This window comes from Rhodoglobus galactosidasius (genome assembly GCF_054957775.1).
On the sequence record NZ_JBQIAV010000011.1, the window covers coordinates 38,285 to 56,459 of the forward strand.

Annotated in this window: 18 protein-coding genes; 5 read left to right on the forward strand and 13 right to left on the reverse strand. The window is 59.2% G+C overall.

The features are described 5' to 3' along the window. Nucleotides 1-3: 3 nt before the first annotated feature. Complete coding sequence (locus tag ACTJJW_RS13155) at nucleotides 4-1,038, reverse strand: Bug family tripartite tricarboxylate transporter substrate binding protein (protein WP_462645360.1); 1,035 nt, start codon at nucleotides 1,036-1,038, stop codon at nucleotides 4-6. A gap of 193 nt (nucleotides 1,039-1,231) precedes the next feature. On the opposite strand from ACTJJW_RS13155, the gene ACTJJW_RS13160 reads away from it, so the two are divergent. Together ACTJJW_RS13160 and ACTJJW_RS13165 are read left to right on the forward strand one after the other, a co-directional pair. Then, nucleotides 1,232-2,857 carry an ATP-binding protein gene (locus ACTJJW_RS13160; protein WP_462645361.1) on the forward strand — a complete coding sequence of 542 codons (1,626 nt, stop codon included), beginning with the start codon at nucleotides 1,232-1,234 and terminating at the stop codon, nucleotides 2,855-2,857. Then, the gene (locus tag ACTJJW_RS13165; protein WP_462645362.1) at nucleotides 2,854-3,540 is read left to right on the forward strand and encodes a response regulator; all 687 of its coding nucleotides are present in this window, start codon (nucleotides 2,854-2,856) and stop codon (nucleotides 3,538-3,540) included. The genes ACTJJW_RS13160 and ACTJJW_RS13165 overlap by 4 nt, the downstream gene beginning before the upstream one ends. Before the next feature lie 13 nt (nucleotides 3,541-3,553). Here ACTJJW_RS13165 and ACTJJW_RS13170 read toward each other — a convergent pair whose 3' ends face one another. The 10 genes from ACTJJW_RS13170 to ACTJJW_RS13215 all read right to left on the reverse strand — a co-directional run bounded on the left by ACTJJW_RS13170 (nucleotide 3,554) and on the right by ACTJJW_RS13215 (nucleotide 14,896). Continuing rightward, nucleotides 3,554-4,051 (reverse strand): CinA family protein, encoded by a 498-nt coding sequence (locus tag ACTJJW_RS13170; protein ID WP_462645364.1) that lies wholly within the window; start codon nucleotides 4,049-4,051, stop codon nucleotides 3,554-3,556. Between the two features lie 10 nt (nucleotides 4,052-4,061). Continuing rightward, complete coding sequence (pgsA, locus tag ACTJJW_RS13175) at nucleotides 4,062-4,718, reverse strand: CDP-diacylglycerol--glycerol-3-phosphate 3-phosphatidyltransferase (protein WP_462645366.1); 657 nt, start codon at nucleotides 4,716-4,718, stop codon at nucleotides 4,062-4,064. Nucleotides 4,719-4,722: 4 nt separating this feature from the next. Further along, nucleotides 4,723-7,461 (reverse strand): DNA translocase FtsK, encoded by a 2,739-nt coding sequence (locus ACTJJW_RS13180; protein ID WP_462645368.1) that lies wholly within the window; start codon nucleotides 7,459-7,461, stop codon nucleotides 4,723-4,725. A 76-nt stretch (nucleotides 7,462-7,537) separates the two neighbouring features. After that, nucleotides 7,538-8,965, reverse strand: a complete 1,428-nt coding sequence (locus ACTJJW_RS13185) for an ABC transporter permease (protein WP_462645370.1) — start codon at nucleotides 8,963-8,965, stop codon at nucleotides 7,538-7,540. Beyond that, nucleotides 8,962-9,687 (reverse strand): ABC transporter ATP-binding protein, encoded by a 726-nt coding sequence (locus tag ACTJJW_RS13190; RefSeq protein WP_462645372.1) that lies wholly within the window; start codon nucleotides 9,685-9,687, stop codon nucleotides 8,962-8,964. The genes ACTJJW_RS13185 and ACTJJW_RS13190 overlap by 4 nt, the downstream gene beginning before the upstream one ends. Then, nucleotides 9,687-10,637, reverse strand: coding sequence for an efflux RND transporter periplasmic adaptor subunit (locus tag ACTJJW_RS13195; RefSeq protein ID WP_462645374.1), 951 nt, complete (start codon nucleotides 10,635-10,637; stop codon nucleotides 9,687-9,689). Before ACTJJW_RS13195 ends, ACTJJW_RS13190 begins: the two co-directional genes overlap by 1 nt. Before the next feature lie 168 nt (nucleotides 10,638-10,805). Further along, complete coding sequence (locus ACTJJW_RS13200) at nucleotides 10,806-12,482, reverse strand: ribonuclease J (RefSeq protein WP_462645375.1); 1,677 nt, start codon at nucleotides 12,480-12,482, stop codon at nucleotides 10,806-10,808. A gap of 93 nt (nucleotides 12,483-12,575) precedes the next feature. After that, on the reverse strand, nucleotides 12,576-13,550 hold the full coding sequence (dapA, locus tag ACTJJW_RS13205) for a 4-hydroxy-tetrahydrodipicolinate synthase (protein ID WP_462645377.1): 975 nt from the start codon (nucleotides 13,548-13,550) through the stop codon (nucleotides 12,576-12,578). Between the two features lie 9 nt (nucleotides 13,551-13,559). Next, nucleotides 13,560-14,090 carry a dihydrofolate reductase gene (locus tag ACTJJW_RS13210; protein WP_462645378.1) on the reverse strand — a complete coding sequence of 177 codons (531 nt, stop codon included), beginning with the start codon at nucleotides 14,088-14,090 and terminating at the stop codon, nucleotides 13,560-13,562. After that, nucleotides 14,087-14,896 carry a thymidylate synthase gene (locus ACTJJW_RS13215; RefSeq protein WP_462645380.1) on the reverse strand — a complete coding sequence of 270 codons (810 nt, stop codon included), beginning with the start codon at nucleotides 14,894-14,896 and terminating at the stop codon, nucleotides 14,087-14,089. Before ACTJJW_RS13215 ends, ACTJJW_RS13210 begins: the two co-directional genes overlap by 4 nt. 109 nt (nucleotides 14,897-15,005) lie before the next feature. On the opposite strand from ACTJJW_RS13215, the gene ACTJJW_RS13220 reads away from it, so the two are divergent. Then, nucleotides 15,006-15,431 (forward strand): OsmC family peroxiredoxin, encoded by a 426-nt coding sequence (locus ACTJJW_RS13220; RefSeq protein ID WP_462645382.1) that lies wholly within the window; start codon nucleotides 15,006-15,008, stop codon nucleotides 15,429-15,431. A gap of 2 nt (nucleotides 15,432-15,433) precedes the next feature. Continuing rightward, nucleotides 15,434-16,333, forward strand: a complete 900-nt coding sequence (locus ACTJJW_RS13225; protein ID WP_462645383.1) for a TIGR01777 family oxidoreductase — start codon at nucleotides 15,434-15,436, stop codon at nucleotides 16,331-16,333. A gap of 62 nt (nucleotides 16,334-16,395) precedes the next feature. On the opposite strand, the gene ACTJJW_RS13230 is transcribed toward ACTJJW_RS13225, so the two are convergent. Together ACTJJW_RS13230 and dapB are read right to left on the reverse strand one after the other, a co-directional pair. Continuing rightward, nucleotides 16,396-16,851: a hypothetical protein gene (locus ACTJJW_RS13230; RefSeq protein ID WP_462645385.1), complete on the reverse strand. Its 456-nt coding sequence runs from the start codon at nucleotides 16,849-16,851 to the stop codon at nucleotides 16,396-16,398. After that, a complete protein-coding gene (dapB, locus tag ACTJJW_RS13235; protein WP_462645387.1) occupies nucleotides 16,848-17,603 on the reverse strand; it encodes a 4-hydroxy-tetrahydrodipicolinate reductase in 756 nt (251 codons plus the stop codon). Before dapB ends, ACTJJW_RS13230 begins: the two co-directional genes overlap by 4 nt. A gap of 70 nt (nucleotides 17,604-17,673) precedes the next feature. Between dapB and ACTJJW_RS13240 the strand changes: the two genes are divergently transcribed. Further along, nucleotides 17,674-18,132, forward strand: coding sequence for a GNAT family N-acetyltransferase (locus ACTJJW_RS13240; RefSeq protein WP_462645389.1), 459 nt, complete (start codon nucleotides 17,674-17,676; stop codon nucleotides 18,130-18,132). Nucleotides 18,133-18,175 lie beyond the last annotated feature (43 nt).

An 18,175-nucleotide genomic window follows, 5' to 3' on the forward strand; every position in this document is an offset into this window, starting at 1 on the left:
GAACTAACCGATGAGCCCAATGTCTTTGAGCACAGCGGTGACATCGGTGATGTTTTGCGTGACGTAGTCATCGAAATCATCGCCAGCCAAGAATGCGTTGGTCCATCCCTTGGATTCAAGCGTTTCTTTCCAGGCTTCGCTTTCGGCAATCTTCGTCACGAGGTCGATCAGTTGTTGACGCTCGCTGTCGGAAATTCCGCCCGGCGCGAGAACGCCTCGCCAGTTGGTGATTTCAAGGTCATAGCCTGAGTCGATGATCGTAGGCACATCGGGGAGAAGCTCGCTTGGCACCGCACTCGACACCGCAAGCGCCCGAAGCTCGCCCGCCTTGACCTGCTCAGCAAACTCGCTCACTCCCGAAATTCCTGCAGAAACCTTGTTTCCCAGAAGCAAAGTGACAGCCTCGCCACCACCCGCATTGGGAATGTAATTGAGTTTCTGGTTGATTTCGCTGGCGTTCTGACCCGCTTCCTTCAAGAGTTGCGCAGCCAAAATGTGATCGACACCTCCAGCGGAACCACCCGTAATCGAGACGTCTTTACCATTGGCGATCATGTCATCCACGAGATCGCTGAGCGTCTCGTATGGCGATGACTTCGGCACCACAATCACCCCGGCTTCTTCAGTGAGGCGAGCAATCGGAGTCGTTTGTTCCAGACGCACTTCGGAGCTGTTGGTCTCCACCGCACCAACCATCACGAAGCCGGTGAGCATGAGAGTGATCGGATCGTTTTCATTCGCCAGCGAAGACAGGCCGATCGTGCCACCCGCACCGCCAATGTTGGTAACGGGCGCGGAGTTGATCAGCCCCTCACTGGTACCGACCTCAGCAAGCGCCCGGCCGGTCTGATCCCATCCACCTCCAGGGTCTGCGGGGACAATGATGTTGACGGACGACAATGCGGCAGGCTCGCCGCCTGAGTCTGATGGTGACGAACCGGTCGCGCAGCCGACGAGGCTAAGAGCTGACAGGCCAACGACAACGGTAATTGCCCCGTGCCGCCATGATGATTGCTGTGAACGTGCAGAAATGCGCATTGCTCCTCCTTGAGCTAAACGGATGATGTGTCGACGGCTTAGCCGCAGCACGCCTCACACGCTAGGGAAAGCCGAGCCATAACGGAACGATGCGGACATAGTGGTTATTTTGGTCGTTCTGTACCCAAAATGGGATGCTCGATTGCCACGAGCAGTGCACTATTTCGTGCACACTAGTCGGGTGGCCCGGTCGATGAAGCTCCGCACACAATTGCTGCTCTTGCAGTTGGCAATCGTGCTCGTCGCGGTGCTGGGAACAGGTTTCGTTGCCGGATGGTTGCAGGAACAACAACTCCGCGAGGCCTACCGCGATCGTATGATCGCCGTCGCTCAATCTGTCGCCACGCTTCCTGCGATCATTAATGCGCTCGACGACACTCAGCCAAGCGCTACCGTTCAGCCCATCGCGGAGGTCGTGCGCGAGGCATCCGACGTGACCTACATCGTCGTGGTCGACAATGACGGTGTGCGTCTGTCCCACCCGAACCCAGAGAGAATTGGCAAGCAAGTTTCCACCGATCCGTCTGGTGTGCTCGCTGGAGAAATATACGTCGGAACGCAGACAGGCACCCTCGGTGAATCATGGCGCGTCAAGGTTCCGATTACTGACGGAAACCGCATCGTGGGCGCGGTGTCAGTCGGGATTCTTGAGTCAAATCTGCGCAGTGATTTTCTCGGCAGCTCTGCATCGCTGTTCGTCACGATCGGGGTCGCCGCTGCCTTCGGCGTGGTCGGCGCGGCCTGGGTCACCTCAGTGATCCGCCGGCGCATCTACGGGCTTGAGCCCGACGAAATTGTCGGACTGCTCGAGGCACGCGAGGCCATGCTGCACGGAATGCGTGAAGGACTAGTCGCATTGGATGAGCATGGTCGAGTCGCGCTCATCAACGACGCCGGGGCACACCTGCTTGGCCTTGATAATCAGAACAACATCGTCGGAAAGCCAGCTTTGGAAGTGCTGAGCAACGAACTTGTGCACATGCTCGATGATGAAGAGTCACGCCAGCGGCTCGTGCTTGCGGGCGAACGCGTGCTCTTGGTTCAGTGCGACTCTGCACGAATCGGTGACCGCCTGCTGGGTTCCGTGTTCATTCTCCGAGACAACACCAAGCTGCACGCACTCATGCGAGACCTCGACGGCGCACACGACCTCGCCGACGGACTCCGGGTGCAAGCCCACGGCTTCGCGAACAAGCTCCACGTAATCAGCGGCCTCCTCGAACTAGGCCATATTTCCGAAGCCGTATCGTTCATTGAACGCGTCGGAGAGGGAGGAACGCTTTCCAGCGTGACGAGCGAGAGTGGAATTCGCGACCTTGAAATTGCCGCGCTCCTACTGGTGAAGCAGATGCGCGCACACGAGCGCGGAATCAATCTCGAACTCGACCCCACATCCATACTCGCCCCGCTTACTGCGCACGCCAGTGCGGAGGCGCTGCGGGATGACTTGCTGACAGTGTTGGGAAACCTCGTTGATAACGCCGCCGAAGCTTGTGCGTCAGGCGCCACCGTCCGCGTCTTGGTGGCGGAAAACGGTGGGTGTGTCGAGATCGAGGTTTCCGATGATGGTCCAGGTATCCCCAAAAAACTGCAGACCAAGGTGTTTGCGCCAGGATTCTCGACGAAAAGCCCCACCCCCGGTCTTGTCGCCTCAACCCGGGGCATCGGACTAACGCTCGTGGAACGGATCGCTCATCGCCATGGCGGCGAAGCGAAAGTGAAGGAGTCCACAATCGGGGGCACGACGATCTCTGTGCGTCTGCCGTTCAACGAGGACACCACACCCCGCAGGGCGCCTAGCGCGGTGGGTATCTTATGACGTTTCCCATCAGAGTCCTTGTCGTCGACGACGACTTTGCGGTTGCGCAGCTACACCGCCAATTCGTTGATGCTCATGATAAATTCGAGGTGGTCGCTGAGGCGCACACCGGTGCTGCCGCGCTAGATGCAATCGACCGCTTGGACCCTGACCTGGTGCTTCTCGACGTATACCTGCCTGACTTTTCTGGCCTCGAAGTCCTCAATCGACTGCGAGTGGAACGCGCCCGCTATACCGAAGTTATCGCCGTGACTGCGGCTCGGGATCTCACTAGTGTGCGTCAAGCTCGCGCAAACGGCGTGCGGCATTATTTGGTCAAGCCGTTCACTGCCATGGCTCTTCGAGAACGCCTCGACGAAGTCGCCCGGTCGCACGAAGCTCTTGGCAGTGTACGCCGCGTCGAGAGTCTCAGCCAGAACGCTGTAGACGACCTAATCTTAGGATCGCATCAGAGCCGGACGATGCCGCCAAAAGGTCTCTCAGCGGCTACCTTGCAGCTCGTGTCCACAACTCTTGGCAATGCGTCAACCGACCTGTCCGCCAGCGAAATCGCCGCCGCAATAGGAATGTCCCGAGTCGGCGCACGGCGCTACCTTGAACATCTCGTCCGGGTCGGAACCGCTTTAGTTGAGCCGCGCTACGGCACCACAGGGCGTCCCGAGCATCGCTATCGAGTGCGCTGAAACCTAGCAGAGTTCAGTTCGCGGCCGTGAGGTGCTCATACAGGCACTCCAGAGCGGCGTGAACCGCCTGCACACGAATCTCGTTACGATCCCCCGTGAATTCGAAACCGCGAGTCTCCACAAAGTTCGTCGCCGCAAATCCGATGAACACAGTGCCAGGGATCTTGCCCTCGTGCGATTCTGGGCCGGCGACTCCCGTGGTTGCCAAACCGAAGGTTGCCTGCTGCTCACCGACCCCGAGCAGGCCACGCACGCCGGTAGCCATGTGAGCTGCGACATCCGGATGCACGGTGCCATGGATCGCCAACAGGCTCGCATCGACGCCAAGAACTTGATGCTTGATGGCTGTGTTGTACGCGACTACTGCGCCGTTGAGCACGGCCGATGCCCCCGGCACCGCAACCAACTGTGCGCAGAGAAGCCCACCAGTCAGTGACTCAGCCAATGCAATCGTTTGTCGATGTTCGGTGAGAATCGCCACGATCTTTGTGGCGAGTTCTTCAGTAGTCACTGGTGAAGGGTCACGCTCCTGGATTAGATTTTCTGTTGTGGCGCCACGCTTGCCACAGGTATTCGACCCCCGTGTAGACCGTCAGTACGACAGCGATCGCCATGACTGACCAGTTAAGCCACACAATCCACGTGCCGACAACGGTGAACAACGGAACCAGGAAGAGTGAGATGGCGACCGCTTGTACGACCGTCTTGAGCTTGCCGCCGCGGGAGGCGGGAATCACGACTCGGGAAAGAACTGCGAAACGGAAGATTGTGATGCCGAACTCGCGCACAAGAATGAGTACGGTGACCCACCACGGCAATTCGCCAAGGATCGAGAGCGCTACCAGCGCTCCGCCGATGAGCAACTTGTCAGCGATCGGATCGAGGATGATTCCGACGTTGGTGATGAGGTTGCGGTGGCGAGCCAGATAGCCGTCGAGGCTGTCGGTCACGATCGCGAAAATGAATAGCCCGGCTGCTAGGTAGCGAATGACGCCCATCTCGCCGTCATCGAGCAGCAAGAGCCAGATGAAGAGGGGTGCGAGGAAGATTCGCACAACCGTGATGATGTTGGCGATGTTGGCGTTTGAGGCCGGAGTGTCGCCGTCGCGAATCATTCGCCCGCGCATAGAACTAGTGCGTTCGGGCGGAGCGGACTGTGAAACTGGTTGGTCGCTCACGCGATCACTCCCGATCGGTCAAGTTCCAAGCGTCCTCGTCTGAGCCGCCTTCTACTTCATCGTATCCGCTGAGCGATTCTTCCACAGCGTCGACCGGCGCCGGTTCGTCTTCACCGCGCAGTCGAGCGAGTACTGCGGGTAGCTGTTCAGCGCTCACGAGTACATCGCGAGCCTTGGATCCCTCGGAGGGCCCAACGATCTCGCGCGACTCCAGTAGGTCCATCAGACGGCCTGCTTTGGCGAAACCGACGCGAAGTTTGCGCTGCAGCATTGAGGTTGATCCGAACTGCGTGCTGACAATAAGTTCTGTTGCCGCAAGCAGTACCTCAAGGTCATTCCCGATGTCGGCGTCGATATTCTTCTTCTCAGCGACAACGGCAACATCGTTGCGGTATTCAGGCTGCGCCTGAGCAATAACGTGCTGCACGATCTCGGCAACTTCGCTCTCGGGAACCCACGCGCCCTGCACACGGATCGCTTTCGAAGCCCCCATCGGCAAGAAGAGTGCATCGCCCTGACCAATGAGTTTGTCGGCGCCAGGCTGATCGAGGATCACTCGTGAGTCAGTCATGCTCGACACCGCGAATGCCAGTCGAGACGGCACGTTGGCCTTGATAAGACCGGTAACCACATCAACGCTTGGTCGCTGGGTTGCCAGCACCAGATGAATTCCGGATGCTCGCGCCAACTGAGTGATTCGAACGATCGAGTCTTCAACGTCACGCGGCGCAACCATCATGAGGTCAGCCAACTCATCTACGACGATCAGCAGGTACGGATACGGCTTCAGTTTGCGCTGGCTGCCCTCGGGCAGCTTGATCTCGTCGGCGACAACTGCGCGGTTGAAGTCGTCGATGTGGCGGTAGCCGAAGCTCGCCAAATCGTCGTACCGCATGTCCATCTCTTTCACGACCCAAGCAAGCGCTTCTGCTGCTTTCTTGGGGTTGGTGATGATGGGCGTGATGAGGTGGGGAACTCCCGCATAGATCGAGAGTTCAACGCGCTTGGGGTCGATGAGCACCATGCGGACCTCGGCAGGCTTAGCGCGCATCAGAATAGAGGTGATCATCGAGTTCACGAAGCTCGATTTACCCGAACCCGTGGAACCAGCCACCAACAGGTGGGGCATCTTGGCGAGATTCGCAACAACGAATCCACCCTCGACGTCTTTTCCGAGGCCGATCGTCATCGGGTGCTCACTCTTGGTGCTGGCGCTTGAGCGCAGCACATCACCGAGCGAGACAATCTCGCGATCCTTGTTCGGAATCTCAACACCGATAGCGCTCTTGCCCGGGATGGGCGACAGAATGTTGACTTCGTTGCTGGCGACCGCGTAGCTAATGTTGCGAGCCAACGCGGTAACGCGCTCGACCTTTACTCCGGGACCAAGCTCCAGTTCGTAGCGCGTAACCGAGGGGCCACGGCTAAAGCCGGTGACCGTTGCGTCGACACTGAACTGCTTGAGAACCTCGGTGATTGACGCAACAACCTCATCGTTGGCGGCGGAACGTGACTTGGGAGGCGTTCCTGCTGACAGCATGGATGCCTGGGGAAGCTGGTAGATAGCGTTCGACGCTTGAGGCGTGGTTTCGTGCGGCCCATCGAATTCCCCGGCAGTACCCTTCTCGCTGGCTTTCGTCGTGAAGCCGGGGAGCACGCGAGGGCCATCGTCGCGCATTTCGGTGGCCGGGGCATCCACTTCGCCCGTGTTGTAGTTTTTGACCGCTTCTTCGGCCTTGAGAAGATCTTCGAGTAGCTCGACGCCGAATTGCTCTTCTTTCTTGGTGAGGTCTTTCGCCGCTGGAGGCGGGGTGGGATTGACGACCTCAGTGGCCTGATCGCGCGAGATAACCGGGCTGTCGAATGCTTTGTCTTCGCTATTTTGAGACTTGTTGCGTCGCCACCAGGGCAGCGAGGCTGTGTCGTTGTCGTCGCCGAGACCGAGGTCGGTGAGCGACCCGAACTGAACCGTATCGCTCTTGTTGGCGTTTGCCTGTGCCTTTGCCTCAGCCCGCTCTGCATCGCTCTGCAACTGTGCACCAAAGAGGTAGGCGTAGAGCTCGCGGAGCCGCGAGGGCAGACGGTTGGGCGGCGTTTTGGTGATGATGAACAGCGAGAGCACCAGCAGAAGCACGATCACCGGCACCGCAAGTAGTGTGCCGCCAAACCAGATGAGTGGGTTTGCCATCATCCAGCCGAACACTCCCCCGGCGCGCGCAATCGTTTCCGCACCCTCTGACGGGTGAGGTTGTCCGCTAAATACGTGGCTCAGTGCGGCGACAGTGATGATGAGAATGCTGAGACCGATGCCGATGCGACCGTTGTCGTGAACGCTCGACGGGTGCCGGAACATCCAGATGGCCAACAGCAACAAGATCACGGGTAGGGCGAATGCGACACGGCCGACGAGGCCTCCAAAAGTGTACGCATCGAGCGCGATTGCTACAGAGTCAAGGGGATTGAACCACTCGACCACGGCACCAACAATCGCGAGCACGAAGAACAGAAACGGCACACCATCACGACGTTCGTCTTTCGTGAGCTCTTCGCGGCCGAACACACGGAACGCGCCGCCGACAACGTGAGCGAGCCATAGCCACAACTTCGTGAGCGGACCATCTGGTTCGACCGGGGCCTGTTTGCCGCGGGGCAACCGCTTGGTTGCCTGAGTCTTGTTCGCAGTGTTTCTGGCGCGAGGTTTCGACGCACCCGAGCGCGAGGTCGACGATGTACGCGTAGCCATAATTCAAAGCTACCTGTGGCCTCTGTCAGAGTGTCGCAGCGACACTCAACGCCGGGCGCTGTGATCGACGCGAGCGCTAATAGCGGATGGCATCAATCACCTTCACCTTGACGGCCACGAGAGCAGGCATGAGGCCTGCGAGCACACCAACCGCTGCGGATGCGCCGAGCGCGATCATGGCAGCCTCCAGCGGGTACGGCGGCAGGTCCTGAACACCAGGTGCGATGAGGTCTTGAACGGCAGGGTTTTGGACAATCGCAATCGACAGCGCGACTCCGATCACTCCGGCAGCAATCGTTGCGACAACGCTCTCCATCATCACCGCGAAGAACACCCTGCTTGCGGTGGCGCCGAATGCCCGCCGCACGCCAATCTCCCGCACCCGATACTTCACCGTGACGAGAGAAATATTGACGAGCCCCAAAGCACCCAGAAGGAGGATGAGCCCAGCGACACCACCGATAGCCCACTGGAGCGGCTCAAGCGGGCTCGGTCCGCCCCACGCGAGGTAGTCGCTGCGGTTAATGCTCGTTGCCACACCGCCGCCAAAGCGCGCGTTCATGTCGCGACTAATCAGTTCGGTGAGTTGATCAGACTGCTCTTCAGGCACCCACAGCTCGAAGCTCAGATCGCCCTCATTGGCCGCTGACTTTCCTACAAGATCTCGATACGGTAGCTCAAGCATCGACATGCTGAGACCAGATCTGTACGCCTCAGGCGCGAGAACTCCCACAACGACGACAGTCGTTACATTCTCTGCCGTGAGCTCAACAGTCGGGTGGGTACGCAGATCGGGCCGCCCAAGCTCCTCGTAAAACTCGTCGTTGATGACGACAGCAGGGGCAAGTCGCTGCCCATCGGCTTCAGTCAGCCAGCGGCCCACGGCAACATCCAGACGGTGCATGGCACCGAATTTTGGGTCGACTCCCTGCATTGCAGTGAGCTGCGTGCCATCTGAAAGTTGAACTGTTACGCTGCCGCGACGTATCGCGGTGGAGTGGCTTACCTGGTAGCGATCGACGAGCGTATCCATAAGTTCGAAGAACTCTGTCGGATCAACTTGTTCCTGTGTGGTGGTTGAGAAGGGCGGATATGCCAATAGCGTGGCCGGGCGACCACTGGACTTCTCATACTGCTCAGTTTGCGCTTGACCAAACACTGCTCCCGCACCGACAACGGTCGCGAGTGCACACACGGCAACTCCAATACCAATAAGGCTGAGGAGCACCCGCGTGCGGTTGATGCGGACCTCATCCCACGCCTCAACCACGGAACCCACAAGGCTGCTCAGAAGGGAGCCGTGAGGTTCACGGGCTGGCTTGGCGAGTTCATGGGTGGGGCGTACGGCTAGGTCATCGGCGGCAGACTGTGATGCGGGGTCGGGCGCCGTCGCGTCGCCGCCCAAGGATTGCGAATTCACACCATCATTCGACTCCGGTGCGGCGTCGTTCGAGGCGGATTCGGCATCCGATGACTCGCCAGTTTTCTTTCGGCGCCGCCTCATAGTGCTGCCTCCGGGAGCGAGGCTGCGAGCATCCGGTTCACGTCAATCGGCGAGAGAACACCGTTGTCGAGACGGTAGTGCCGGCGAGCCAGGGCCGCGACATTCGGATCGTGAGTGATCGTGATGAGAGCCGCGCCGGACTGCTCCGCCACGTTATCCAAGAGCTTCATCACTGTTGCGCCGGTCTCGACATCGAGCGCTCCGGTCGGTTCATCAGCCAAGATCAGTCGGGGGCTGCGCACGAGCGCACGAGCGATTGCGACGCGCTGCTGCTCTCCACCCGATAGCTTGTCGGGCATCGACGCCATCCGCTCGCTAAGCCCCACCCGATCGAGCATTTCTTCGGCAAGCACGCGGCGGCGCCAGAACTGACGACCAGAAGCGTAGAGAAGCGGCGTCATCACGTTCTCAAGCGCGGTGCGGCCCGCGAGCAGATTGAACTGTTGAAAGATGAAGCCGACATCGCGGCCACGCTTGCGGTCTCGCTTGCCGCCCGAGAGCATCTCTAGCGGCTCACCATCGAAAACGATACGGCCGGTCGTGGGATTGTCAATGAGGCCAAGCAGGTTAAGCAGCGTCGACTTGCCTGAGCCTGACCGCCCAACAATGCTGATGTGGTCACCAACCTCCACATCGAGGTCAATACCTTTGAGTATGTCGAGCTGGCTGAAGTAGGGAAGCTCTACCGAACGGGTGACGCCCTCGAGCGACAGCAACGGCATCAGTAGCACACCACTTCGTCGCCGTCTTTGTAACAGTTATCGGGGAGATTCTCTTCGTCAATGGCCTCAGCCCCGGGGACGAACTGCAAGATTGTGTCGCCGATTTCCAGCCCAGAGACTACTTCTACAGTGATCCCGTCGTTGAGTCCGAGCACAACTTCACGCAGCTCGGTTGTTCCATCTGGGAGAACAAAGTAGACGTTTCCCGTTACAGCGCTGCCCTCGACCGCCGTGATCGGCACAACCATGACATCTTCTGCAACGCCACCGGCGATGGTGAGCTGGGCTGTCAACCCAGGAAAGACCACGACATCGCTGGGAACTGCACACGACACTGTGGGGCCAGATGCTGACTCGCCGCCAGACTCCCCCACCGTCGCGAAAATAATGCTGAGACCCGTGCACGTGAACGGCGCTGGCCCGCCATTGATCGCAACGCTCGCCTCTTTGGGGCGGTCGACTAATCGATAAAGCTGCTCAGACGGCACTGTTCCGCTCACGGTGTAGGAGGGTGGGGAAACGCTGCCCACGGGTGACCCGACTTGGAACGACTCTCCGACGAGTGTCGTGAAGTCAGTGAGCTTGCCCGTGGCCGACGCAACGACAACCTTCCACCGGGCGCCCGGGGTGCCATCCGAGTTGACCACTTCAGCACGGATCTTCAGGATCTCTTGACCCTTTTTGACGGATTGGCCCGCCGTGACCGCAATCTCCCGCACCTCACCCGAGAGGGTCGCGAGGATTGGAACGCTCGCAGCTGATGCGACACTTCCGTTCAACTCAACGTCATTCGTGATCGTGCCTGCCACGACCTCGTAGTGCTGCTCCTCAATCACGACCGTGGGGAACTCCACGTCATCCGCCTTGAGCGCATCACCAAAGAAGGCGAATTTCACGAGCGCCGCAGCGATGACACTAAAAATGACTATCAGATGATGGGGAATACCCACCGGCGCGCAACGCCCATTCGACACCCCGAGTTAGAATTTGCTCAGCAAAGCAACCGAGCAATCTTCACATGACATCACTGAATCGTGAAAAAGACAAGCGCAACATTCGCGATTCCGGGGAACACACAAGGCACGAGGAGCGGTGCCCCTCGTGCCTTGTGAGAAAAACTACACCTCGATGATGACCGGAACGATCATCGGACGGCGACGGTGCTGGGTGTTGACCCAACGGCCAACAGTGCGGCGAACCACCTGAGCAAACGCGTGAGTATCGCGGGTGCCATTTTGAGCAGCATCCGTGAGCGCCTTGACAACCATCGGTAGTACGGCGTCGAATACTCCCTCATCTTCCGCGAAACCACGCGACTGAATCTCGGGCCCAACGATGACCTTGCCGGTCTGAGCATCCACCGCGACAAAAATGGAGATGAAGCCCTCTTCGGCGAGAATGCGACGATCCTTGAGGTCGGCATCCGTGATCTCGCCGACGCTCGAACCATCGACGTAGACGAATCCCAGATCAAGCTGGCCCACGACCGAAGCCTGGCCATCCTTGAGGTCGATTACAGTGCCGTCTTCAGCGATGATCGTGTTCTCGGCGGGAACGCCCGACTGAATAGCGAGATTCGCGTTTGCCACCAAGTGACGGTACTCACCGTGAACCGGGAGCACATTCTTGGGGCGCAAGATGTTGTAGCAGTACAGCAACTCCCCTGCGGCGGCGTGACCCGAGACGTGCACCTTGGCATTCGCCTTGTGCACAACATTGGCACCCAACTTGGTGAGGCCATTGATCACGCGGTAGACAGCGTTCTCGTTGCCAGGGATGAGGCTCGACGCGAGGATGACAGTGTCACCCTTGCCGACCTCAATCTGGTGCTCCATGTTGGCCATACGTGCCAGCACAGCCATTGGCTCACCCTGGCTCCCCGTGGACATGTACACGAGCTGGTTGTCTGGGTAGTTGACCGCCTTCTTCGCGTCCAACAGAACCCCGTCGGGCACCTTGAGGAATCCGAGGTCTGCCGCGATGCCCATGTTGCGCACCATGGAACGACCCATCAAAACAACCTTACGGTTATTGGCGACTGCGGCATCCAAAACCTGCTGAACACGATGCACGTGGCTCGAGAAGCTAGCAACAATGACTCGACGTGGAGCCTTAGCAATAACTGCCTCAAGCACCGGGCCGATGTCGCGCTCGTTTGGCGTAAAACCGGGAACGTCTGCGTTGGTGGAGTCAGCCAAGAACAGGTCAACGCCTGCCTCGCCCAACCGCGCAAACGCACGCAAGTCGGTGATGCGATCGTCAAGTGGGAGCTGGTCCATCTTGAAGTCACCGGTGTGCAGCACAGTGCCGGCAACCGTTGAAATGGCGACGGCGAGAGCATCCGGAATCGAGTGGTTCACGGCAACGAACTCGAGGTCGAACGGGCCAATCTTCTCTTTTTGACCCTCAGTGACGTTGAGCGTGTACGGCTTGATGCGGTGCTCTTTGAGCTTCGCTTCGATGAGTGCGAGGGTGAGTGTCGAACCGATCAACGGAATGTCTTGGCGCAGGCGCAGCAGATACGGCACCGCACCGATGTGATCCTCGTGACCGTGCGTAAGCACAATGCCGAGAATGTCGTCGAGCCGATCACGAATCGAGCTGAAATCGGGAAGGATGAGGTCAACGCCGGGCTGGTGTTCCTCAGGGAACAGCACGCCACAATCGACGATCAAGATCTTTCCGTCGATCTCGAACGTGGTCATGTTGCGGCCGATTTCACCGAGTCCGCCTACCGGCGTAACACGAAGAGTTCCGGGCTCAAGAGCGGGAGGGTCAAATATGGAAACTGGCATTGAAGCACCTTGCAGTTAGATGTGTGGGGCCGTTAGCCCCCGTGCGAAAAATGTGGGCATGCCCAAGGCAGAGCCTACCCTTCGCTAGTGAAGCTAGCGGGTTGCTCCCGCGATCTTCGGGAGAGCACCACCCGCTGCCGCATTGCGGTCAGGGCGAAAATTCGTGAGATCGAGACCCTTAATGCCGGTGACGAGAGCCAACTCGTCTTCGATCTGGGCTGCTTCCGACTCTTCGGGGCCAACAAGTGGCAAACGCACCCGAGGGCTTGAAATGCGACCGAGGCCGTGGAGGATGTACTTGGCTGCGACAGTGCCAGGAACGTGGGTCATCGCTGCGCGCACGAGAGGCTCTAGCGCCTTATGCGCGGCGGTCGCCGTGGCTAGGTCGCCAGCGTTTACCGCATCGACAATCACGCGGTAAGGCGCTGGGGCGATGTTGGCCGTCACACCGATGAGCCCCGAAGCGCCGATCGCCAAATGCGGCAGCACGTTGGCATCATCACCGGAGAAGTACATGAGGCCAGTCTGGTTGAGCACACGGCTCACCTCACTGAAATCACCCTTGGCATCTTTGACCGCAAGGATGTTGGGGTGCTTCGCCGCACGAAGAATGGTTTCGTACATGATCGGCACGCCGGTGCGACCGGGGATGTCGTAGAGAATGGCCGGCAGGTCGGTGGCATCCGCAAGCATTCGGAAGTGTGTAAGCACGCCAGCCTGAGTCGGCTTGTTGTAGTAGGGCGTGACGAACATCACACCGTCTGCACCCGCCTTTTCGCTTGCCTTATACAACTCGATCGCGTGGGCAGTCTCGTTCGAACCGCCGCCCGTGATGATCTTGGCGCGACCTGAAGAGACTGACTTAGCGACCTCGACAAGCTTGATCTTCTCGGGATCGGTCAGCGTGCTCGTCTCACCGGTGGTGCCGGTAACGACGATGCCGTCGGCACCTGCGCTGATCACATCGTCGATGTGTTTTTCGACATCAGCCCAATTGACTTCACCCTCAGCGGTGAATGGCGTGATGAGCGCGACGAGTACTTGACCGAAAGGATTCACTGTAGACACCCCTCTAGGCTACCGCTGGTTGGAGCCTAGAGTCTCATACCTCAAAAAACGGTAGTGAAGACCACTGGATGATGTGCGCCAACCCTCGACGGGATCGCTGGCCGCAAGCATCCATTGTTCGCCTCGCTCGGGCGCACGAGTATCCCCGGCAAAGTTTTCGCGGATCTCTGTAAGTTCAAGCCGTTGGGCACGGTCGAGTGCATGGGCAAAGATTTCTGCGCCGCCGATGACCCAGACGAATTCGCCCGGCTCAACAGATGCCGTAGCCAATTCAATTGCCGCATAAACGCTGTGCGCGACTTCGGCCCCGTCATCGCTCCACTCGGTTTGGCGTGTGACAACGATGTTGCGGCGCCCCGGCAGAGGCCGAAAACGCGGAGGCAGGGACTCCCACGTTTTGCGCCCCATAATGACGGGGCTGCCGAGGGTAAGTTCTTTGAAGTGGGCCAGATCTTCAGGTAAATGCCAGGGCATTGCCCCGTCATTGCCGATAATGCCACCGTCAGACTGGGCCCAGATCAGGCCAACCGGCACGGTCACACCGCAACCGGTGCTTTGATCGCGGGGTGGTGTTCGTAGCCGACGATCTCGAAATCTTCGAAGGAGTAGTCGAAGATGCTGGCTCGCTTCACATTGATAGCGAGGTGCGGCAGAGCATAGGGCTCACGCGTCAGCTGCTCGGTGACTTGCTCGATGTGGTTGTCGTAGATGTGGCAATCGCCACCCGTCCACACAAAGTCTCCGACCTCAAGACCAGTTTGCTCGGCAACGAGGTGAGTCAGCAGCGCGTAGCTCGCAATGTTGAATGGCACACCAAGAAAGAGATCAGCGCTGCGCTGATAGAGCTGGCACGAGAGCTTGCCGTCGGCAACATAGAACTGGAAGAAGGCATGGCAGGGGGCCAGTGCCATCGTGGGGATGTCGGCCGGGTTCCAGGCGGAGACAATCAGTCGGCGTGAGTCGGGGTTGGTCTTGATTTGCTCAATGACCTCGGAGATCTGGTCGATCTGCTCTCCCGAGGGAGTTGGCCATGAACGCCACTGCACGCCATAGACCGGGCCGAGCTCGCCGGCCTCGTCGGCCCACTCATTCCAAATTGTGACGCCGTTGTCGCGCAGCCACGAGACATTGCTTTCGCCACGCAAGAACCACAAAAGTTCGTAGGCGATTGATTTGAAATGCACGCGCTTGGTCGTGATGAGGGGAAACCCCTCCGCCAAATTGAATCGCAACTGGCGACCAAACACACTGCGTGTGCCGGTGCCCGTGCGATCACTCTTGTGCACACCGTTCGCGAGCGTATCGCGTAACAGATCTTCGTAAGGGGTTGCGATCGTAGAAGCCATCGGATTGATAGTACTTGTTGATAGTGCTTGCTGCGCGCACCTTCACACGGCTTTCTCATGCGCGTCGCTCAGCCACCGCATAGAGTTGAGCACGACGAAAGGAACGGCAATGCCTGTTACGAGCGAAGCAACAACACTCTGGTTTGGTGACCTGTTTAGTGGCAAAGGTACGACATCGCTAGATTCCTCTGACGCCGCAGAATTCCCCGTCACCTGGGCAGCACGGTCAGAAGGCCAAGAATCAACGACGAACCCCGAAGAACTGCTCGGTGCGGCTCACTCCACATGTTTCGCCATGGCGTTCTCGAATGGACTCGCCAGCAATGGAACTCCCGCCGAGAGCCTGCAGGTTACCGCCGCAGTCACCTTTGACCCTGCCGAAGGAATCACCGGAAGTCACCTGCTCGTCAGCGCCAAAGTGGCCGACCTAAGCGACGAAGACTTTCAGCGACTGGCACAGGAAGCCAAAGAGGGCTGCCCCGTCTCACGCGCCCTCACCGGCATCCCGATCACGCTTGAAGCAAGCCTGGCGTAGCGGTGACTGAGTCGGCGGTCACGCGGGTTCTTGTCGCCGGCGCGTCTGGCTACATCGGCACTGAGCTCGTCTCCCAGCTGGAGGCTGAAGGTTTCGAAGTTCTGCGTCTCGTGCGTCGCGAACCACGCACTTCTGCTGAGTTTTACTGGGACCCCCGGTCGAGAACAATCGACGATCGAGCGATCGAACTCGCGGATGTTGTCATCAATTTGGCCGGTGCAAGCACAGGGAAGCTGCCGTGGACTCTTGGCTACAAACATGAGATTCTGCGCTCCAGGGTGGATGGCACGCGCACTATTGCCGAAGCTATTCGACGTGCCACTTCTCCCCCGGATGCTTTTCTCAGTGGTTCAGCGGTCGGCTACTTCGGCAGCCGACCCGGTGAGGAACTGACCGACGAGTCCTCAAAGGGAACCGGATTCCTCAGCGACGTTGTTGACGCGTGGGAGAAAGCTGCGCGGCTCACGCCTTCGCCCACACGCCTTGTCATTTTCCGCACCGGAATCGTCGTCGGCGAGGGTGGAGCGTTCACGCCGCTCAATCTGCTCACCCGCTTCGGCCTCGGCAGTCGACTTGGCAGCGGCGACCAATATTGGCCATGGGTCAGCCTTCACGATGAAGCTGCTGCCATCATCCATTTGCTGCGCAGCGACTTCTCCGGGGTCGTTTCGCTCGTTGGACCAACCCCGGCAACCGCAAAAACAGTGACTAGGACCCTCGCGCGCTCGATGCAGAAACCGCACTGGCTGGCGGTTCCCAGTTTCGCCTTTCGGATGCTGGGCGACGCAGGCAAAGATCTCATTCTGGTCGACGAGAACGTTCAGCCGCGCACTCTGCTCGACACCGGATTCAGCTTTACGCACACCACGATCGAGCAGGCGATCGACGAGTTCGTCGATTAGCTAATCGTTGCGCGGCTCGCTCTTGCGATTAGCTGCGACTAGCCATGACCGGGTGCGCTCGCCTACGCAGCCTTTTTGGCAGAGCTACGCGACAACGAGATGGCCCGGCGAGTGGCCCAACGGGCTCGGCTTCGGTCACCACTGGCGTCATAGGCGAGTCCAAGGCGTAGCCAAGCGCGCCACGACTCAGGGCTTGCCTCAGCCTCTTCGCGGTAGAGCTCGAATGCCCGGTCTGCCGCTTCGGGGTCGGGTCGACCACTTGGCCGACGTTCGTCAACTTCCTCGGGCAGTGCGCCTTCATCTCGGAGGGTGTTGAGCAACCGCTCAGCACGGAAAATGAAAGCAAGCTCAGCGGCAAGCGCCCAGAAGCCGATCAGCGGCAGCACGAGCAGCGCCCACCCCATTACCTGCGCAATGAGCTCACCTGTTCCGATCAAAATGAACGAATAGTTGATGACAAAGACGAGATAGAGGGCCAGAAGACCAACCATCACAAGTGCGGCTATACGGTTTTTCATGCTGACTCCGTACGGCCGCGAGGTGCGAGATCAATGAGCTGGTCGAGCCCGACTGTTACGCCACGCGCAGTGACGACCGAACGCAAGCCAAGCAGGATTCCGGCCTCATATGAGTCTTGAGACATTGTGCGGTGGTCGAGCGTGAGTACCTCACCGGGGCCACCGAAAATGACCTGCTGGTGTGCGACCACTCCCGTCATCCGCAGACTGTGCACGGGAATGCCAGCAACTTGCTCTCCTCGGGCGCGCTGGTCGTGGTGGGGAGCAGCTACTGGCCCGCGCTCACCTCGAGCGTCTGCCATGAGCTCGGCGGTGCGAACCGCAGTGCCGGATGGCGAATCGACTTTGCCAGCATGATGGCTCTCGATGATCTCGATTGAGTCAAAGTATCGCGCGGCGGCCGCAGCGAATGACGTGGCCAGAGCCGAGCCGAGCGAAAAATTGGGGATAAAGATGACACCAATATCAGGCCTATCGGCAAGCGTGGATTTGACGCCCTGAACGCGATCCTCGCTCCAGCCAGAGGTACCGACGAGCACGCTCTTGCCGTGGGAGGTCGCGAACTCGACGACTGAAGGCGAGACGCTCGGCTCTGTGACATCCACCACAACGTCTGCCTCAAGCATCTCGCTGAGATCCGACCGAGAATTGAGGGCGGCAACGAGCGAAAAGTCATCTGCCGCGTCAACCACGCCACTGATGAACTTTCCCATGCGACCGGTTGCGCCGACTACCGCTACTTTCGTTGTCATTGTTCAAATCTACCAATGCTGAGCGACTCCGCCGACTGCCCCAAGCCGCAGCCGCGAGTACTGTGGTGCTGTGCCACAGTTTCGTCCCGTCCCCGTCACGGATGCTCTCGCCCACGAACTTCTCGCCGAGTACTTCAGCTACCGAGCTGAGACGTTCCCCACGCCCTCGGGCTACGTCACCACGTTCCCCACCGCGGAACAGTTCGAGCCGCCGCTCGGGGTGTTCGTTATTGTCGAAGAATCGGGCAGCGTGCTCGGGTGTGGCGGCATCCGCCAGCTCGAATCTGGTCGTTTCGAAGTGAAGCACCTGTGGGTGCGTTCCCAAGGACGTGGCGCAGGACTCGGTCGACAACTGCTGAGCGAACTCGAACGTCGTGCCCTCCGGTGGGGAGCCACAGAGCTGGTACTCGACACCAATGAGAGCCTCGCTGCGGCAGGCGGCCTCTACCGGTCTAGCGGATTCAACTCAGTCGAACCGTATAACGACAACCCCAACGCAACCACCTGGTATCGCAAGGTGCTTCACTAGTCGAGCCGCTTTGGCCGGGCCGCTTCAGTCGGGCCAGGTTTGT

Excerpts from the sequence above, each read along its gene's own strand:
- ACTJJW_RS13230 (WP_462645385.1), bottom strand. The coding sequence starts at position 16,851 with ATGAAAAACCGTATAGCCGCACTTGTGATGGTTGGTCTTCTGGCCCTC.
- ACTJJW_RS13180 (WP_462645368.1), bottom strand. The coding sequence starts at position 7,461 with ATGGCTACGCGTACATCGTCGACCTCGCGCTCGGGTGCGTCGAAACCT.
- dapB (WP_462645387.1), bottom strand. The coding sequence starts at position 17,603 with ATGACAACGAAAGTAGCGGTAGTCGGCGCAACCGGTCGCATGGGAAAG.
- ACTJJW_RS13160 (WP_462645361.1), top strand. The coding sequence starts at position 1,232 with ATGAAGCTCCGCACACAATTGCTGCTCTTGCAGTTGGCAATCGTGCTC.
- ACTJJW_RS13190 (WP_462645372.1), bottom strand. The coding sequence starts at position 9,687 with ATGCCGTTGCTGTCGCTCGAGGGCGTCACCCGTTCGGTAGAGCTTCCC.
- ACTJJW_RS13165 (WP_462645362.1), top strand. The coding sequence starts at position 2,854 with ATGACGTTTCCCATCAGAGTCCTTGTCGTCGACGACGACTTTGCGGTT.
- ACTJJW_RS13185 (WP_462645370.1), bottom strand. The coding sequence starts at position 8,965 with ATGAGGCGGCGCCGAAAGAAAACTGGCGAGTCATCGGATGCCGAATCC.
- ACTJJW_RS13200 (WP_462645375.1), bottom strand. The coding sequence starts at position 12,482 with ATGCCAGTTTCCATATTTGACCCTCCCGCTCTTGAGCCCGGAACTCTT.
- ACTJJW_RS13215 (WP_462645380.1), bottom strand. The coding sequence starts at position 14,896 with ATGGCTTCTACGATCGCAACCCCTTACGAAGATCTGTTACGCGATACG.
- ACTJJW_RS13220 (WP_462645382.1), top strand. The coding sequence starts at position 15,006 with ATGCCTGTTACGAGCGAAGCAACAACACTCTGGTTTGGTGACCTGTTT.
- ACTJJW_RS13155 (WP_462645360.1), bottom strand. The coding sequence starts at position 1,038 with ATGCGCATTTCTGCACGTTCACAGCAATCATCATGGCGGCACGGGGCA.